13 protein-coding genes are annotated in these 16,309 nt (G+C 60.3%); 3 read left to right on the plus strand and 10 right to left on the minus strand.

The genetic code is table 11. The features are described from left to right. Positions 1–40 precede the first annotated feature (40 nt). From BSL82_RS04610 to BSL82_RS04620, 3 genes are all read right to left on the minus strand, one after another. The gene (locus BSL82_RS04610; RefSeq protein WP_158010687.1) at positions 41–916 is read right to left on the minus strand and encodes a TauD/TfdA dioxygenase family protein; all 876 of its coding nucleotides are present in this window, start codon (positions 914–916) and stop codon (positions 41–43) included. 157 nt (positions 917–1,073) lie between these two features. Next, positions 1,074–2,117 carry an NAD(P)-dependent alcohol dehydrogenase gene (locus tag BSL82_RS04615; RefSeq protein WP_072596240.1) on the minus strand — a complete coding sequence of 348 codons (1,044 nt, stop codon included), beginning with the start codon at positions 2,115–2,117 and terminating at the stop codon, positions 1,074–1,076. Between the two features lie 104 nt (positions 2,118–2,221). Then, the gene (locus tag BSL82_RS04620; protein WP_072596241.1) at positions 2,222–4,582 is read right to left on the minus strand and encodes a TonB-dependent receptor; all 2,361 of its coding nucleotides are present in this window, start codon (positions 4,580–4,582) and stop codon (positions 2,222–2,224) included. Between the two features lie 326 nt (positions 4,583–4,908). Between BSL82_RS04620 and BSL82_RS04625 the strand changes: the two genes are divergently transcribed. Next, positions 4,909–7,269 (plus strand): membrane-bound PQQ-dependent dehydrogenase, glucose/quinate/shikimate family, encoded by a 2,361-nt coding sequence (locus tag BSL82_RS04625; RefSeq protein WP_072596242.1) that lies wholly within the window; start codon positions 4,909–4,911, stop codon positions 7,267–7,269. An 8-nt stretch (positions 7,270–7,277) separates the two neighbouring features. Here BSL82_RS04625 and BSL82_RS04630 read toward each other — a convergent pair whose 3' ends face one another. From BSL82_RS04630 to BSL82_RS04645, 4 genes are all read right to left on the minus strand, one after another. Then, positions 7,278–8,039 (minus strand): SDR family NAD(P)-dependent oxidoreductase, encoded by a 762-nt coding sequence (locus BSL82_RS04630; protein ID WP_072596243.1) that lies wholly within the window; start codon positions 8,037–8,039, stop codon positions 7,278–7,280. A 100-nt stretch (positions 8,040–8,139) separates the two neighbouring features. Continuing rightward, positions 8,140–9,324 (minus strand): acetyl-CoA C-acyltransferase, encoded by a 1,185-nt coding sequence (locus BSL82_RS04635; protein WP_072596244.1) that lies wholly within the window; start codon positions 9,322–9,324, stop codon positions 8,140–8,142. Positions 9,325–9,398: 74 nt separating this feature from the next. After that, entirely contained in the window at positions 9,399–10,238 is an 840-nt protein-coding gene (locus tag BSL82_RS04640) for an enoyl-CoA hydratase/isomerase family protein (protein WP_072596226.1), read from the minus strand. Positions 10,239–10,280: 42 nt separating this feature from the next. After that, positions 10,281–11,447: an alpha/beta hydrolase family protein gene (locus tag BSL82_RS04645; RefSeq protein ID WP_072596245.1), complete on the minus strand. Its 1,167-nt coding sequence runs from the start codon at positions 11,445–11,447 to the stop codon at positions 10,281–10,283. Between the two features lie 113 nt (positions 11,448–11,560). On the opposite strand from BSL82_RS04645, the gene BSL82_RS04650 reads away from it, so the two are divergent. After that, the gene (locus tag BSL82_RS04650; RefSeq protein WP_158010688.1) at positions 11,561–12,406 is read left to right on the plus strand and encodes a helix-turn-helix domain-containing protein; all 846 of its coding nucleotides are present in this window, start codon (positions 11,561–11,563) and stop codon (positions 12,404–12,406) included. A gap of 191 nt (positions 12,407–12,597) precedes the next feature. Here the strand turns inward: BSL82_RS04650 and BSL82_RS04655 are convergent, their stop codons facing one another. Further along, positions 12,598–13,068 (minus strand): VOC family protein, encoded by a 471-nt coding sequence (locus BSL82_RS04655; protein ID WP_072596247.1) that lies wholly within the window; start codon positions 13,066–13,068, stop codon positions 12,598–12,600. A 186-nt stretch (positions 13,069–13,254) separates the two neighbouring features. Between BSL82_RS04655 and BSL82_RS04660 the strand changes: the two genes are divergently transcribed. After that, entirely contained in the window at positions 13,255–13,764 is a 510-nt protein-coding gene (locus tag BSL82_RS04660; protein WP_072596248.1) for a VOC family protein, read from the plus strand. Between the two features lie 284 nt (positions 13,765–14,048). Here BSL82_RS04660 and BSL82_RS04665 read toward each other — a convergent pair whose 3' ends face one another. After that, positions 14,049–15,092 carry an NAD(P)-dependent alcohol dehydrogenase gene (locus BSL82_RS04665; protein ID WP_072596249.1) on the minus strand — a complete coding sequence of 348 codons (1,044 nt, stop codon included), beginning with the start codon at positions 15,090–15,092 and terminating at the stop codon, positions 14,049–14,051. Between the two features lie 243 nt (positions 15,093–15,335). Next, entirely contained in the window at positions 15,336–16,187 is an 852-nt protein-coding gene (locus BSL82_RS04670) for an enoyl-CoA hydratase/isomerase family protein (protein WP_072596250.1), read from the minus strand. Positions 16,188–16,309: the final 122 nt, after the last annotated feature.

Raw genomic sequence — 16,309 nt, forward strand, 5'->3', positions numbered from 1 at the left:
CCGCGATTGCACCGCACCTCGTGGTGAATGGAGCCTCCAGCTACTTACGCATATGTTCGGGCAAGCGATCGTTCGGAATGGGCGCGTCGTACATCTCGGACGTCGCATTCGTGATGCAGACGCGTTGGAGCGTCCTTGTCTTGCCGGGGACCAGTCCACCGCGGGCATGATGATAGGCATGGTTGGACCAGACGAGGAAATCGCCGTTCCGCCAACGGTGCTCGTAGATGTTGTTGGGATCGTAGAGGACCGCCCGGAATTCGGCGAGCAGCGCTTCACTCTCGTCGTCGCCGATGCCCGCGTCGTTCTCGTCGAGGACAAGAGCCGTATTCTGCTCGGTCGCGAAGAGCACCTCCCGACCCGTGATCGGATCGTTGAAAATGAGGGGATGCGCTTGTCGAGGCGCATAGTCCGGATAATCGGCGAGCCGCTGCCGGCCGGTCAGCCCTTCTTCGCTGGCCGAGAAGAGATTGAGGCCGCGAAGCTTGGAGATCCGCTCGCGGGTAGCAGGAGAAAGACGCTTCAAGGCCGCGGCTGCGTCGGCGAAGCGCGTCCAGGTCTCTTCATAAGGGACCTCGATGGCGTGAAGCGAGATACCCAGTCCCGGCTCGGGGGTGTAGAGCCAGTCAAGGTGGAACGAGACCTCGGAATCGCCGAGGATCCCGTCCTTGCGCGTGTTCGACACATAACCGATCGTGCGGAAGTCGTCGAGCACCGGACCGAGCCGCGCGAGCACGCGGCGCTGCTGCTCCTGCGTGAGATCCTGATTTCGAAACAAGAGGAAGCCGTAATGATCGAAGAGTTTCTTCACTTCGTCGTCATGCTCCGGGGTACGGAGATCGGCGTCGACCTCCACACCGAAGGGCTTAAGATCCGTTACGCGAACGGACGTCTCGACTTTCAACGAAGCAGCCATATTCCCAAGCTCCATAAACAGTGCATTTGCGCCGACAGGGATCGATGCGGCGGCATGTTCCTACCCTATATACGCCGCGGCCCACCGGCGAGATGTCCCCGCTGCGCGGGACCGGTTCGATGGCGGATCCAGTTCGACGATCCGCCCGACCGAGCTCTCACAACGTGGACATATCGATCACAAAGCGTTTGTGGGTCGTGTTCGCCCTCAGCTGATCGAGCGCATCGTTCAGCTCGCTCACCGGGATCAGTTCGATATCCGAGGCGATCGCCTTCTCAGCGCAAAAATCGAGCATCTCCTGGGTCTCGGCGACACCGCCGATAAAGGTTCCGCTCACCGAACGCCGTCCGCTTGCCAGGATGAAGGCGTGCACCGGCGGAACGATGGGGTCGAGAGCCCCGACCACCACCAACTGGCCGCCCCGGGTCAAGGTGTTTAGATACGGGTTGAGGTCATGCGCCTGAGACGCGGTATCTAGGATCAGGTCCAGCCGTCCGCGAACCGTCTTCATCTGCGCTCGATCTGTGGAGACGATCACCTCCGAGGCACCCAGCGCCCGCGCCGCGTCAGCCTTTCCGGGCGACGTGGTGAAAACGGTGACCTCCGCTCCCAGAGCGACGCCAAATTTGATCGCCATAGAGCCCAGGCCGCCGACGCCGACTATTCCAAGCTTGGTGCCGGGTCCGACGTTTGTGCGACGAAGCGGCGAATAGGTGGTGATGCCCGCGCACAGCAGCGGCGCAACCGATGCCGGATCAAGCTCGGCCGGAACGCGGACGACGAAACGCTCTGACACGACAATGGTTTGCGAATAGCCGCCGAGGGTATTGCTTCCGTCGATCCGATCCTTGCCATTGTATGTCATGGTCGGCCCGCGTTCGCAGAAGTTCTCTTCGTCGGAGGTGCACGGCTGGCATGTACCGCACGAGTCCACCATGCACCCAACCGCGACAAACTGGCCCGGCTTGAAAGTGTCCACCCCCTCGCCGACCGCTTCGACCTCGCCGACGATCTCGTGGCCTGGAACCAAGGGAAAAACGGTGTTGTTGAAATGATTGTCGATATGGTGAACGTCAGAATAGCAAACGCCGCAGAATCGGATGCGGATGCGGACATCGTCGGGTCGCAGCGGCCGTCGCTCGATCTCGATAGACGACAGGGTTCCTCCGGTCTCATAGGCGGCATAGCCCAAAACACTCATGTTCACTTGCTCCTATCGTACTATCATGGGACGGCCCACGGCCGCATACCTCGCCTGGTCAGATTGAAGGGGCCGACGCGGGCACCGGTCGGCCCCTTCATCCGTCAGAAGGTGAAGCCGGCCGAGGCGCCGAACGTGCGCGGCTGTCCGGTGATACGGATGGCCTCGTCACCGCCCGACGTGACGCTATTCCAATAATATTTGTTGGTGAGATTTCGGGCCCAGAGGCTCACCCGCCATCCTTTACTCGATTCAATGCCGATACGCGCGTTGAATGTCGTGTAAGGATCAATCGTATATTTCAGCGGTTTGCCGAAGTCCGCATATGTCTTCGAATTGTACAGGAGGCCGCCTCCGACAAATCCTTCGAGGTCCGAATTGACGGGCGTGCGATATTCCGCATCAAGCGTGGCCGACACCGGCGGTGCGAAGGTAAACGGCGATCCTTTGAAATTTACCGGCGTGCCCGTGTAGTCGAAGCCGGCATAATCGCCGATCTCCGTTTTCACATACGTGAGCGCGCCGCGCAGCGTAAACCCAACGATCGGCCTAGCTGTAAAGTCGAAGTCGATTCCCTTGACCTTGGAGCTGGGAATATTCTTGATCGTAGCGACTGTTATAAAGCCGCCAACAGGGACATAGGTGAAGAACTGCTTGTTTTTGTAATCGTAATGGAAGGCCGAGATGTTGGCCTGTAGCTTCCGGTCGAATGCCGAAAGCTTGGCGCCGATCTCGTACGACGTCAGCTCCTCCTGTTTGAAGCTGTCGGTTTGCGAGGCAAGAAGCGTAAACTGTGCGGGAAATCCACCAGCCTTGTAACCGCGGCTTACCAGGGCGTAGACCAGGGTGTCGGGGGTAGGTTTGTAGTTGACGCCAGCGCGCCAGGAATAATTGTCTTCGGTTTGGCGGAGGCCGACGACCACCGGCAGATAGTCCGGGTTGGGACCGACGTCGTTCGCCACTATGCAACCGCCAGGAGCATATGCACCGGCCGGCGCAGGCGGCAGACCGGCCGAGCTACGAAACAGATTGGCGATGAACTCGCCGGTGCCGGCAAGGAAGCCGTTCCCGCCGTCATAGGTACATCCGGAGACCGACTGCTTCGTCCTGGTATAGCGCAAACCGCCCGTGAGCGTCAGCCGCGGCAAAATCTCAAAATCAAGGTTGCCAAACACACCGAATGTCTTGTTCTTGAACTTGTAGTCGATCACATTCGTCGTGCCAGGCGCCAGGCCGGAATAGCCTTGATAGATGTTGTCCTGACGATCGGTGATATCGTCGTGCTGATAATTGGCGCCGAAAATGAAGTTGATGCCCGCCGAAGGGAATTTACCGCTTAACCGGACTTCCTGATTGAAGACGCTGAGCTTCGCGCTTGCAGTGCCGGTGATCTGCGAAACCGCCGAACCGTCCAAGTCTCTGGGAGAAGCGAAATTGGTATCGACATAGTCGGTAAGCGACGTGAAAGTCAGATCGTCCGTGAGCTCATAATCTGCTCGCAAAACGCCTTGGAGCGTCCGATTGCGGGCATGGGTGTCGAAGCCCAGGTCGAAATCCGAATAGCGATTGTTTTTTGCCGGGATGCGGCTCTGATACGTATTGAGAAGCGGTGGCTCGCCACCTGGAACCGCGATCGTGAGGTATGCGATCTGGCCTTGCTGCACTTCGCCATGATCGTAGTTGGCATTGAGATTGACGGCTACCGTGAGCCGGTCGGTTGGCGTCCAATCGAGCAGCAGCCGCGCGGCCCCCTTGTTCTGGTCGCCGTTTTTCTGTCTGTTGAGGTAGTAGCCCCTCTGCCACGCACCGAACTGTGTCGTGCTCGCCGCGACACGAGCGCGGAGCGTGTCCGACAGCGGCCCGCTGACGTAACCCTCGAGCATCACTTGACCAAAGTGGTTCACTTCGGTGCTGAAGCCGGCCTTCAGGGTGCTGGTCGGCTTCGCGGCGATGATATTGATGGAGCCGCCAGTCGCGTTTTGCCCGAACAGGGTGCCCTGCGGGCCCTTCAAAACCTCTACTCGCTCGACGTCGAGAAAAATGCCTCCTGTCATGACCGAGAAGGGCAGAGCGCCCTGGTCGACGTAGACGCTCACCGCCGGGGCGGCCGATGCCTGGCTTGCATTGAAGTTCACACCTCGTAGCGAGTAGACCGGAAAGCCGTTTGAGGTGGTCGTCGCCGAGAAACCGGGGACGATGTTGGCGAGCTGCCCCACATCCACAACGCCGGCCGTCTTCAGTTGATCGCCGGTAGCCGCTGCGATCGTGATGCCCACGTCGGTCAGGCGCTGAGAGCGCTTCTGGGCTGTGACGATGATCTCGCCTTCTGCAGGGCCGCTTTCTGCTGCTTGGGCAGATTCGTCAGCGGGGGCAGATTGGGCAAAAGCGGGTGCCGCGATCAGGCTGGACCCGCAAAGCAATATAGCTACCGAGGCCTTTGAAGCCTTATTGTTTAGATTGAGCATCTTCCTCCCCTTTGGTCCAATCATGTTCTCATTTCCGTCGCCCTAACGTTCTCTGAACGCCAGCCCTCCGAGATATCAAATATGATAGAGCCGGGACCGTAGCGGAGATGTCCCACTCCCTTGGGACTAGGAATCGCTCCGCAATTGCGAAAAATATCAGCCTTCCGCTTATCTCGTCAGGTCCAGCCGGCCGGCGGCGGAGGGGGGCCCATAGCTCCTGCATCAGACGGCGGAAACGCCATCATGCTCGGAGGGCGGTGACAGCCGGTTTCCACCTCCGAGCCAAGTCGGGGGCTTTTCCATTGAGCAGCGGCGACAGACGATCGATGATATTGCGTGCCAGCGCGGTCGCCCTAGCCGCATTCGGTTTGATCCAGCTCGCCGGCGGCATCTGGTTGCTGGACCTTGGCGGGACTGCCTATTATGTCGTGGCTGGCATCGCCCTCGTCGGTTGCGCCTTCTGCCTGTGGCGCCATCGGACGGTGGGTCTCGCGATATATGCGGTGTATTTCGCCGCTAGTGTCGCCTGGGCCTTTGCTGAGACGGGCGGCGAGCCGTGGTCGCTCTTGCCCCGGCTCATGTTACCGGCCTTAATCGGAATGTGGCTATGCACACCGATGATAACTCGGTCGCTTGCATCAGCGCCCGGGCGCGGACGCGTGTCGGTGGGAGCGCTTGTTGCGCTCAATCTGATCGCGCTGCCGCTGGGTTCGTTTGTCCACCGTTTGCAGCCTCAAACGACGGATCCGATCTTTCAGGCCGGTGTCCAGCCGACATTTCCCGCAAGGGTTTCGACCCGGACAATGGGAGACGTCGCCGGCAGCTGGTCCTCCTATGGGCGGGATATCCAGAACAGCCGCTTCAGTCCGCTCGCGCAGCTGAACGCGGATAGCGTCGATAAGCTGGAGGTCGCCTGGACGTATCGAGCCGGTCTACCCCCTGCAGGCGTCTTGGGGAGCATCGAAGCCACACCGTTGAAGATCGGAAATCTGCTTTATTTCTGTACCGGTTACAACGACGTCGTCGCATTGGATGCTGAAACGGGTCGTCAACGCTGGCGGTACAACGCCCGTACCCCCCGCTCGATCCCTCTGCAGCAGTGTCGAGGTGTTTCCTATTTCCGTAAAACCACGCCTTCGGGTGAATGCCCGGCCCGTATAATCACGGCAACAGTGGATGCCAGGCTCGTTGCGCTGGACGCCATTTCGGGAAAACCCTGCGAGACCTTCGGCGATCACGGGGTTGTCTCCCTGCTCCGAGGACTAGGGCCCAAGGCACTTGGAGAGTTCGTGGTGACCTCCCCTCCGTTGATCGTCGGTGACAAGATCGTCACGGGGGGCAAGGTCATCGACAACGTATATTGGGGCGCCCCATCCGGCGTGATCCGCGCCTTTGACGCCATAACCGGCAAGTTCGCCTGGGCTTTCGACGTCGGGCGCTTGGACCGCCGCTCTGAGCCTTCGGGCCAGGATACCTACACGCCGTCCACTCCGAATAGTTGGGTGCCGCTGAGCGCCGATGAGAAGCTCGGTTTGGTCTATGCCGCGCTGGCAAATCCGGCTGGGGCCGACATGTACGGTGGCATGCGACGCCCCTTCGACGATGCATTTGGCAGCTCGGTCGTCGCTCTCGACATCCGAACCGGGGCGCTGCGATGGAAATTCCAGACGGTCCACCATGATCTTTGGGACTATGATTTAGCGTCACCCCCCACCCTGGTCGATATCCCGTTCGCAAGCGGGCTGCGGCACGCTCTGGTGCAACCAACGAAGCGAGGCGAGATATTTGTCCTCGACCGGCTTACCGGCAAGCCGATCTTCGAAATCGTCGAGCGCCGGGCACCCTCGGGACGACCCGCGCCTGGCGACTGGCACGCGCGAACCCAGCCCTTTTCGCCACGCCTCCCATCGCTTCAAGGGAGCGACTTTCGTGAAACCGATATGTGGGGCCTGTCCCCGATCGACCAGCTTTGGTGCCGGATTGCTTTCCGCCGGGTACGATATGACGGCATCTTCACGCCCCCGGGTTTGACCGAAAGTCTGGAGTATCCGGGCTATGCCGGGGGGACGAGCTGGGGCGGAGCCAGCGTTGACCTCGATCACATGGTTCTGTTCGTAAGCGCCAATCATATCGGGTTGCGGACAAGGCTCCTGACGCGTGAGGAGGCGAAGACCCATAAGATCGAAGTGGCGAAGGGTGAATTGGGCCGCTACCTGCCGCAGGGGAACACGCCCTACGCTGTCGAGCAGCGTCCGTTTTTGTCGCCGCTCGGGGTGCCGTGTAACCGTCCCCCCTACAATACCTACGCCGCGATTGATCTGAGAAGCGGCCGCCTGCTGTGGCACCGCCCGCTAGGGACAGCCCGCGACAGCGGTCCCTTTGGCATCCCGTCGATGCTGCCCCTGGACATGGGCCCGCCTGCGCAAGGCGGAGCAATCGCGACGCGCGGAGGGTTGTTGTTTGTCGCAGCAACGCAGGAACGTGCCATCAGAGCGCTGGACGCGCGCACCGGCCGGGAGCTGTGGAAGAGGCGACTGCCCGCGGGAGGCCAGGCAACACCGGCTACCTATTGGTCGGAGCAAAGCGGTCGCCAGTTCGTGGTGATCGCCGCCTCGGGCAATCTCGGCCTCCAAACCAAACCGGGAGACTTTCTGGTGGCCTTTGCGCTGCCAAAAGGCAAACAGTGAAAAAGGGCTTATTTGGGGGACATTCGGATCGCACCATCGAGCCGGATCGTCTCCCCGTTCAACATGGGGTTGGCGACGATACTCTCGACCAGTTGCGCATACTCCTCGGGATGACCGAGGCGGCTTGGGTGCGGCACCTGCTTACCGAGGCTGTCCTGGGCGGCGGTCGGCAATCCCATCAGCATCGGTGTCAGGAAGAGCCCAGGCGCGATCGTTACGACCCTGATGCGATGCTGTGCCAAATCGCGTGCGAGCGGCAGTGTCAGGCCGACGATGCCTGCCTTCGATGCGGCGTAGGCAACCTGCCCGATCTGCCCATCGAAAGCTGCCACTGATGCGGTATTGACGACTACGCCCCTCTCCTCACCGATGAGGTCGGCCGCACGGAGGCGAGCCGCAAATTGGGCGATCACGTTGAAGGAGCCAACCAGATTTATATCGATGGTCCGCCGAAACGCCTCGAGCGGATGCGGCTGACCGTCGCGTCCGACCGTCTTGATAGCCGGGGCGACACCTGCACAGTTGATCAGGAGCCGGGCAACGCCGTGGGCCGATTCTGCGGCAAGGAGGCCGGCCGCGACGCTTTTCTCGTCCGTCACATCGACCCCGAAAAAAGCGCCGCCAATCTCGGCCGCGTGAGCCACGCCGGCTTCCTCGTTCAGATCGAACACCGCGATCTTGGCGCCCCGTTCTGCGAGCACTCGCGCGGTGGCCCCGCCCAAGCCGGATGCGCCGCCGGTAACAACAGCGGCAAGGCCGTCAATCTTCATCTCGTGCTCCGTTGATCGCGGTTCTTGTGTAGGGTTCGGGGCTTGGTTGAGGCGACCTGAGGCGCCCACGAGGAGGGCCGCCGCCTCCCATTCCGCGACATCACATCAACTCAAGAGCAACAGCCGTTGCTTCTCCCCCGCCGATGCACAATGAGGCGACGCCTTTGCTCAGGCCCCGCTCTTGTAGCGCAGCGATCAGTGTCGCGATAATCCTGGCACCTGACGCACCGATCGGATGGCCGAGCGCGCACGCGCCGCCATTCACGTTCATTTTTTCATGGGCGATGCCAAGCTCGTGCATGGCTACCATGGTCACGACAGCGAACGCCTCGTTCACTTCGAACAGATCGACGTCGGACAATTCCCAACCCGCCTTGGCGAGCAGCTTTTGTATTGCCGGAACCGGTGCGGTAGCAAAGCGGGCCGGCGCGTGGGCATGCGCCGCCTTGGCAACGAGCCGAGCGACTGGCGAGACACCCAGCCTATCTGCGACGCTTGCCCGAGTGAGGACGAGGGCCGCCGCACCGTCCGATATCGAAGACGCATTGGCCGCTGTGATTGTGCCGTCACGGGCGAACGCAGGCTTGAGCGTGGGAATCTTCGCCAGATCAGCCTTTCCCGGCTGCTCATCCTGATTGACGACAACGTCGCCAGCACGGCCGCTTACCACAACGTCAACAATTTCGCGGGCGAACGCTCCGGACTCGATAGCCCTTTGGGCCCGCAGGAGGCTCTCTACTGCGAAAGCGTCCTGTGCGGCGCGGCCGATCTGATACTCTTGAGCGATATCCTCGGCAAAGGATCCCATGAGCTTTCCAGGCTCGTAGGCGTCCTCAAGGCCGTCAAGAAACATTGAATCCTTCACGGCATCATGGCCGATGCGTGCACCCGAACGATGTTTCGAGAGCAGGTAGGGAGCGCCGGACATGCTCTCCATGCCTCCTGCCACGATTACATCGGCCGCCTCCGCGCGAAGCACGTCGGCGGCAAGCATCGCAGCTTGCATCCCCGACCCACACATTTTGTTGATCGTCGTGGCTTCCACCGAGTGAGGCAAGCCTGCACTCAGCGCAGCTTGGCGGGCGGGAGCTTGGCCCAGTCCGGCGGGGAGCACGCACCCCATGACGATCTGATCCACGGCGTCGGGCGAAATGCCCGCTCGACCCAAAGCGCCCTTCACAGCGGCGGCGCCAAGATCGGTCGACTTCATGCTGGACAGACTTCCTTGGAAGCCACCCATAGCGGTTCTAGCATAGGCGACCACCACGATGGGATCGTCCACCATTCGTCCAAACTCCCTGTTTTTCTGGCTGTGACCGTTGGCAATGTCGGGGCCGGCGGAGGTGCCGGCCCGGATGCCTACTTCCTGACGGATTCGCGTGCCTGGAGGGGCTGCAGCTGGCGATAGTCTTCCTTGCCCTCGTTGGACTTGTCCCAGACCATCCAGCCGCGGTCCATGTGCGAGAGGGCCTGCAACGCCATGCCGTAGCCGACGCCGACCTGGTCGTTGAACAGCTGCTTCCAGCGGTCCACGAAGCACTGGCGCGTGTAGCGCAGCGTCAGATCCGAATAGGTCGCCATCTGGTGCGCCAGCTCGAGCGCGCGCGGCATCAGGTCCTGCGGCTCGAGCACCTCGTTCACCACCCCCAGACGCAGTGCTTCCCACGCGTCGATCTTCTGGCCCGTCAGGAGGAAGTACTTGCCCCGGTTGGTCCCCAGCAGCTCCTGCCACAGGATGTGGACGCCGTCTCCAGGCACTTCGCCCGCGGTGAAATGCCCTTCGTCGGCATAGCTCGCCGTCGTCGACGCCAGGTTGATGTCGCCCAGCACCATGAGCTCGCCATGGATCAGCGCAGGACCGTTGCACGCGTTGATGACAGGCGCCTCGATTTCGAACTGCCGCCGGAACATCATCTTTTCGCCCCATGACGGCACGTCGAAGTTGCTCGGCGTCGCAATCGGCTTGCCCCACTCCCCGTGCCGGTCGATGAACACGTCCCCCGTCCCGGTGAACACCACCACCCGGTTGCCGCGGTCCATGCCGATGTCCGTGAACGCAGGCGCCCACTCCGCATGATGCGTGCCGCTATAAAGCACCGGGCCGCCGTTGCTGTGATAGCGAACGACCAGAACACCGTCGTCCGATCGCTCGAACGCAAGCGTCTCATACTTGTCGAAATAATCAGGCCGTCCACTCATCTAAACTCTCCATTCTTTAAACATACATTCGAAAGGCGCCGGTCAGCGGCCGGCAAGACCGCGCTCGCTGAGCCAGGCTCGGGTGAGGTCGGTGGCTTTTGCTAGCAGCTCCGGCTGCCCCTTATAATAGTGGGTCGCCCCCTCCATCAGCTCGTAGCGCTTATCCGGCGAGACCGCTGCGTCGAAGACTTCCCGGCAATGCGGCTGCGGAACGGCATCATCGGCCGAGTTTTCGATGAACAGGAGCGGCGCCCTGATCACCGAAGCGCACGCCACTCCGTCCCCTTGGGTATCGTCGATCGACCATTGGGAGAGCCAGGCACGCAATGTGGAGAAGCGCGCGAGCCCCACAGGCCCACTGTTGACGGTCTCCGGGTTACCCAGGTAGCACCAGCCCGGCGGCCTATCATTGGGGTCGAGCGCGGGATCGAGGAACCGCGGGTCGGCGAGCGTCCGGTGAGTTACGAACCCGCGTTCCACTTCCGCGCCGCCCCGGCGCCTCAGCTCTTCGAGCGTATCCTTGACCCAACCGGTGATGCGCCTGACGCGCGCCAGCTGAGCCTCGCGATATCGCTTGATGAAGGCGGGATCGAACGGCGGCTTGATGTTGTAGATGTCAAGGTCGGGATCGCGGTCGTCCGGGTTCAGTTCGTCCCGTACCGAAGGGTCGATTATGTCCAGCAGCAAGCGGGCGCGAGAGATATGTGCCGCCTGAAATATGACGGCGTCGGCGGGAATGAGATCAGCTCCGACGATGTCGACCGGGTCGCCCGCGGGTGTGTGTGTTATGGTCGGTCGCTCTGCCTGTGCTTGATAGAAGAGCGACAGCGATCCTCCTCCGCTCCAGCCGACCAGGACGATGTGCTCATAGCCCCAGACGGATTTCGCGTGCCGAATGTAGGCGCCGAGATCGAGCAGCACCTTCTCGAGTATCGCGGCCGTATCGTTGCGGGCGTAGCGACTGCCGGCGCATAGGACATGCGCGCCTCTACGAACTGCCTCTCGAGGGACGGGCAGGAGCTGCAGCGTGGAGGCGGGATGCATGTAGATCTGGAGCGTCTTGGAAGCCACACCGCGGGGGCGGAACAGAATGCCCTCGAGATTGACCGCACCCTGGTTGCCGGCAAATCCGTAGACCTCCGTGAAAGCGATCGACTCTTGATAGGAGATGCTAACCCATTCCGAGTCCACTTCAAACGCGTCCTGCATCAACGTCTCTCTGGTAAATGACCCAAGGAAGGACTATGCTGATAGCATCAGGCCACGGCGGCGATGTCCCTCGACCGAGGGACATTTCGTACGATAGGCGCGAGGAGCGGGTTGTGTCGCCAGTTATGCAAAAAACCTCAGAGATCGGGGCGGACATATTCGCCGGTCTGCCCAATGTGATCGACGCGGTCGGCAGTCCGGATTTCGGCTTTAACCTGTTGGCTTTTCTACATAAAACGTGCGGCGCAGAGCATAGCGCCGTCTTCCATCTCGACTCGGGTACTCTGCGTGAGGTCACGGCATCAAGCATCGATGGTACCGACACCGCCCACAGGCAGGCTGGCATCTATGTCGAGAGCGGCGTCTGGCGCCGCGATCCGACCTTCCAAGAGGCAGCGATTCGCCTCGACAAGAGCCCTTCCGCGATCTTGCGCACAGACGTTGCTCGGTTGGCCGATAATCAATTGCGCGATGTCGTTTATGGGCAGACGGCCATCAGCGACCGCGTGCTGATCTGCGCAAAAAAGGATGATAGCGTTGTCGGACTGAGCGTGCTTCGCTCGAGTCAGGTGGGCACCTTCTCGGCGTGCGAGCTGAAGCGGATGGAGTCCATAGCGGCCTCGCTGCTCGCCCTACTCGCCAAGCATATCAATATTCTTTGGCGAGGCCCCGACCTTTCGGTTGCTCTCACCTCACTCGAAGAAATCGAAACCTGCATCTCGGAAACATATCGCGACATGCCGCGACGTGAAGCAGAGGTTTGCAGCCGGATTATCTATGGTGTTTCATCGCTGGGGATTGCTCTGGAGTTAGGCATATCGCCTGAAACGGTGATGACATATCGTAAGCGCGCCTACCAGCGCCTGGCGATCGCTACGCAGCGGGAACTCTTCATCTGGTATTTGGCGATCTGGAGCCGGTGGCCCGGGAGATTGGAGCCGTCAAAGCTTGTCCATTAGTTGAAGCGACCGGTTGCGGCTGATTCCTGCTGCATGACGGTGCCATCGCGCCTGGCAGCCAGAATGAGTTTCATAGTCCGCTCATCAAGCGAACTGGAGGATTAGCCGCTCTTCTGCCTTCAGTCGCGATTCAAGGGTCGCATCGCCGCGCGCTAAACGCGATTTTGTGCCGATGGGAGGGTGGGTCGTCTTCATTGGGGAACGACGCCGGTTTCAAGGATCTCGGCAAAAGTCTTTTCGAACTTGCGGTTCAGATACTCGAAACGGATCTTATTCTCTCCTGCGGGTGCGGTATGGATCGTGAATATGTCTCCTTCGGGCGACCAATATATGCCCTCGACAGGAATATTTTGCAGCGCGAGTTGAGCGCGCAGTTCGTCGGGATCTTCCATCCAAAGCCCGACATGGTGGAAACCAAATCCCTGGGCAGGATCGAACATTCCGCATCCGGTGGCTTCGATCAGTTCGTAATAGGGCGGCCCTGCGACCGAGTACGCCGCCCGCAGCTCGGTACCCGTTTCTTCGATCCCGAATTGCTCGAGGTCTGCCAGTGGCGAGCACTGCGGCGGCCTGAACGCGATTCCGAACAGCCGGCCGTACTCGGCCATCCCCTCTTCGAGGTTCTTCACCAGGAAGCTAATGTGCAGATAGCTGTCGGTCATGGCGCTGTCTCTCGGTGATCCTGCTCTTCTCGGGTCTTAACGCGCTGCGACGGCGCCGTCATCGCACGTCGTGTCACCTCCTGATGGGACAGCACCTGGGCATCAAGGCGTTCAGCCTGTTCGCCGCACTATAGCAGATTGTTCGCCGCGAAATGGAGGCGAGATCAACTCGTAGGGAGAGCCTTCATGAGCTTGGAAAAGCAGCCTTTGTTGATCGGCAACCCTTTTCAGGTCGCATATGTAACCACTGACATCGACCAAGCGATCGAGATGTTTCGCAAAACCTATGGCCTTCGGGATATGTTGGTTTGGCGAGATGTCTCAATCGACGTTACGACGCCTCATGGTCCCGGCACGTCGCGGATGGACGTCGCCTTCGCTTGGATCAAAGATCTGATGTACGAGATCGTGCGACCAATATCAGGGCCTGTCGATTTCTATAAAGAGCATTTGCCTGACGATGGGTTCGGGCTGGCCTTTCATCATCTTGCATTTGAAATCACTGGGGATCGGGACGATTGGAACCGCTTCCGCGATTGCCTACCGTCCGACAAGTCCATTCCAGTCGTCGGGCCGAGCGATTATCCGGTGCAGTTCCTATACACAGATGAAAGGCCTTGGCTCGGGCACTATCACGAATATGTCTGGTTTGGCCCGGGTGCTCAGGATTTGTTCAAGGACGTGCCGCGCTTCTAGGCTCGCTATCGGGGGGTACCAGCGCCGGGGTGCCGCTTCCCCTCGAAGCGCAGCGATATGACGGAACGCTCTGCTTGGCGAATTTTCAACGTGCGGCACCACTCTCACGTATCGCTGAGCAACGTTAGACGAGGCGAGGACGCATCGATCCTAACCCGGATTCGGGCAAGGAGTGGTCTGACAGTCCGGCTCGGGCGGCGACGTTTTCTGACGCACCGACCTTACCAGACGAGCGAAAGATCACTGCCCTTTCGAAGGCTTGGACGTCGGCCAAAATGCAACGACTAGATGTCGCATGCCATGTCGATCACGAACCGGTAGTGGACGTCGCCCCTCCCCAGCCGCTCGAAAGCCGCGTTGATTTGCGACATTGCGATGATCTCGACATCACACGCGATGCGGTGCCGCGCGGCGAGTTCCAGCATCTCCTCTGTTTCCGCGAGGCCGCCAGTCATCGAGCCTGAGACGGATCGCCGACCGGCCGCCAGCAAAAGCGGTGAGATCTCGGGCTGCTCCGCAGGAATACCCACGAGACACAATTCGCCGCCAAGCTTCAGTAGCTTTAAATAATCGTTCAAATCATGACTGGCAGCCACAGTGTCTAATATGAAATCCAGGGTTCCGTTCAGCGCGGTCATCGCCTCTAAATCGGTGGAGACCGTAGCGTCATTGGCGCCTAATCGCTTCGCATCCGCGGCCTTGTCCGCGCTGGTTGTCAGGACTGTAACATGAGCACCAAACATCTTCGCCCATTTTACGGCGATATGCCCAAGACCGCCCAAACCGACGATACCGACCTTGTGTCTCGCACCAATGCCTGCTCGGCGCAACGGCGAGTATGTCGTGATGCCGGCGCAGAGGAGGGGCGCTGCGCTTGCGGGGTCGAGACCGCTTGGTATCCGAAAGGCATAGCGCTCGTCGATGACGTAGTTGTCAGCGTAGCCGCCATAGGCCATCTGGCCATGCCGGTCCGGGCGCCCATATGTACTCGTCGCGCCTTTGCGGCAGTAGGGCTCAAGTCCATCACGACAATGGTCGCAGCTGCCGCAAGAGTCGATGACGGTTCCGATACCCGCCCAGTCTCCCGGCTGGAATCGGGTTACTCCATCGCCGATATGTACGACCTTGCCGACGATCTCGTGACGAGGCACCAGCGGAAAGGCGTAGTAGCCGAGGATGTTGCGGACTGCATTCAGGTCGGTGTGACAAACGCCGCAGTAACGAATGTCGACGACAATGTCCTGAAGCCCCGGTTCACGTCTCGCAAAGGCGAAAGGCTTCAGCGTGCCGCCTTGCTCCAGAGCTGCATATCCGTGGGCTTGTGTCATCCTAAGCCTCCCTGCCCGTCGCGGCTCAAAAGCCGAAGGGTAGCTTTCCGAGCCAACCACGCGCGAACAGCAAACAGTGCCGCCTGGGCCGAATGCGGTTCGACGGCCAGGCTCCGACATCTCCGCGGACAACACGCAACCCAAACCTGGCAGATCCAGGGCCACACACCGGCTGGCATCGGCGCTGACACTTACGCGCTCGGAATGATCGAACGCGTTGACGAGAGATTTTTTATCGAAAGGTCAATTGCGCTTTAGGCGAAGATATTCGTCCCTGGGCTTGAGGGTTCGTAATTGATTGGCATCCTCATTCCCTTGGTTGGTGCCGTCCCAAACCATCCACCCTCGATCCATGTGCGCCATGCACTCGAGGTTCATGCCGTAGCCAAAGCCGATCTTTTCGGAGACCACACGCTTCCACCGGTCCACGGTGCATAGACGGGTCGCCCGCAAGGTCAGGTCGGTATAAGTCGCCATGCTGTGGGCGAGGTCCAGGGCGCGCGGCATCAGCTCTTCATGGGGAAGCACCTCGTTCGCGATGCCGAGTTCGAGCGCTGTATGGGCGTCGATGCGCTGGCCGGTAAGTACAAAGTAAGTGCCGCGGTTGACGCCCAGAAGCTCTTGCCAGACAGGAACGATACCATCGCCTGGCGCTTCTCCCGACGGAAAGTGGCCATCGTCGGCAAAAACGGCCTTTTCCGAGCAGAGCGTGATATCCCCCACAACGACCAGCTCGGAGTGAATGAGCGCTGGGCCGTTCACTGCGCAAATGACCGGGACCTCGATCTCGAGCAGTCGGCGGAACATCATTGTCTGATCGTAGATTGCTATCTCATAGTGCCTCGGCTGTTTCATCGGGCGTTCCCAATGGCCGTGCTTGTCGATGAAGGTGTCCCCAGTCCCTGTGAAGATGACGACGCGGTTGTCGCGGTCCATGCCGATATCGGTGAAGGCAGGCGCCCATTCGGCATGATGGGTATCGCAATAGAGCACGGGGCCGCCATCGCTATGATAAGTGACGACCAGCACCCCGTCATCATGACGTTCGAAATTAAGCGTCTGGTATTTGTCGAAATAAGCAGGTCGCTTGCTCATCGAAGGCTCCTCCAAGCAAAGTCTCGATGTGAAGAGTGCTCAACCGGAAGCCCTCTGCCACCTTTTTTATCTGATCGAGACTACACCACAGTCCCCAAGCGCCGGGACACACCGAACCTCCT

The organism is Tardibacter chloracetimidivorans (genome assembly GCF_001890385.1).
Lineage (GTDB): Bacteria > Pseudomonadota > Alphaproteobacteria > Sphingomonadales > Sphingomonadaceae > Tardibacter > Tardibacter chloracetimidivorans.

Excerpts from the sequence above, each read along its gene's own strand:
- BSL82_RS04610 (WP_158010687.1), bottom strand. The coding sequence starts at position 916 with ATGGCTGCTTCGTTGAAAGTCGAGACGTCCGTTCGCGTAACGGATCTT.
- BSL82_RS04615 (WP_072596240.1), bottom strand. The coding sequence starts at position 2,117 with ATGAGTGTTTTGGGCTATGCCGCCTATGAGACCGGAGGAACCCTGTCG.
- BSL82_RS04620 (WP_072596241.1), bottom strand. The coding sequence starts at position 4,582 with ATGCTCAATCTAAACAATAAGGCTTCAAAGGCCTCGGTAGCTATATTG.
- BSL82_RS04625 (WP_072596242.1), top strand. The coding sequence starts at position 4,909 with ATGATATTGCGTGCCAGCGCGGTCGCCCTAGCCGCATTCGGTTTGATC.
- BSL82_RS04630 (WP_072596243.1), bottom strand. The coding sequence starts at position 8,039 with ATGAAGATTGACGGCCTTGCCGCTGTTGTTACCGGCGGCGCATCCGGC.
- BSL82_RS04635 (WP_072596244.1), bottom strand. The coding sequence starts at position 9,324 with ATGGTGGACGATCCCATCGTGGTGGTCGCCTATGCTAGAACCGCTATG.
- BSL82_RS04640 (WP_072596226.1), bottom strand. The coding sequence starts at position 10,238 with ATGAGTGGACGGCCTGATTATTTCGACAAGTATGAGACGCTTGCGTTC.
- BSL82_RS04645 (WP_072596245.1), bottom strand. The coding sequence starts at position 11,447 with ATGCAGGACGCGTTTGAAGTGGACTCGGAATGGGTTAGCATCTCCTAT.
- BSL82_RS04655 (WP_072596247.1), bottom strand. The coding sequence starts at position 13,068 with ATGACCGACAGCTATCTGCACATTAGCTTCCTGGTGAAGAACCTCGAA.
- BSL82_RS04660 (WP_072596248.1), top strand. The coding sequence starts at position 13,255 with ATGAGCTTGGAAAAGCAGCCTTTGTTGATCGGCAACCCTTTTCAGGTC.
- BSL82_RS04665 (WP_072596249.1), bottom strand. The coding sequence starts at position 15,092 with ATGACACAAGCCCACGGATATGCAGCTCTGGAGCAAGGCGGCACGCTG.
- BSL82_RS04670 (WP_072596250.1), bottom strand. The coding sequence starts at position 16,187 with ATGAGCAAGCGACCTGCTTATTTCGACAAATACCAGACGCTTAATTTC.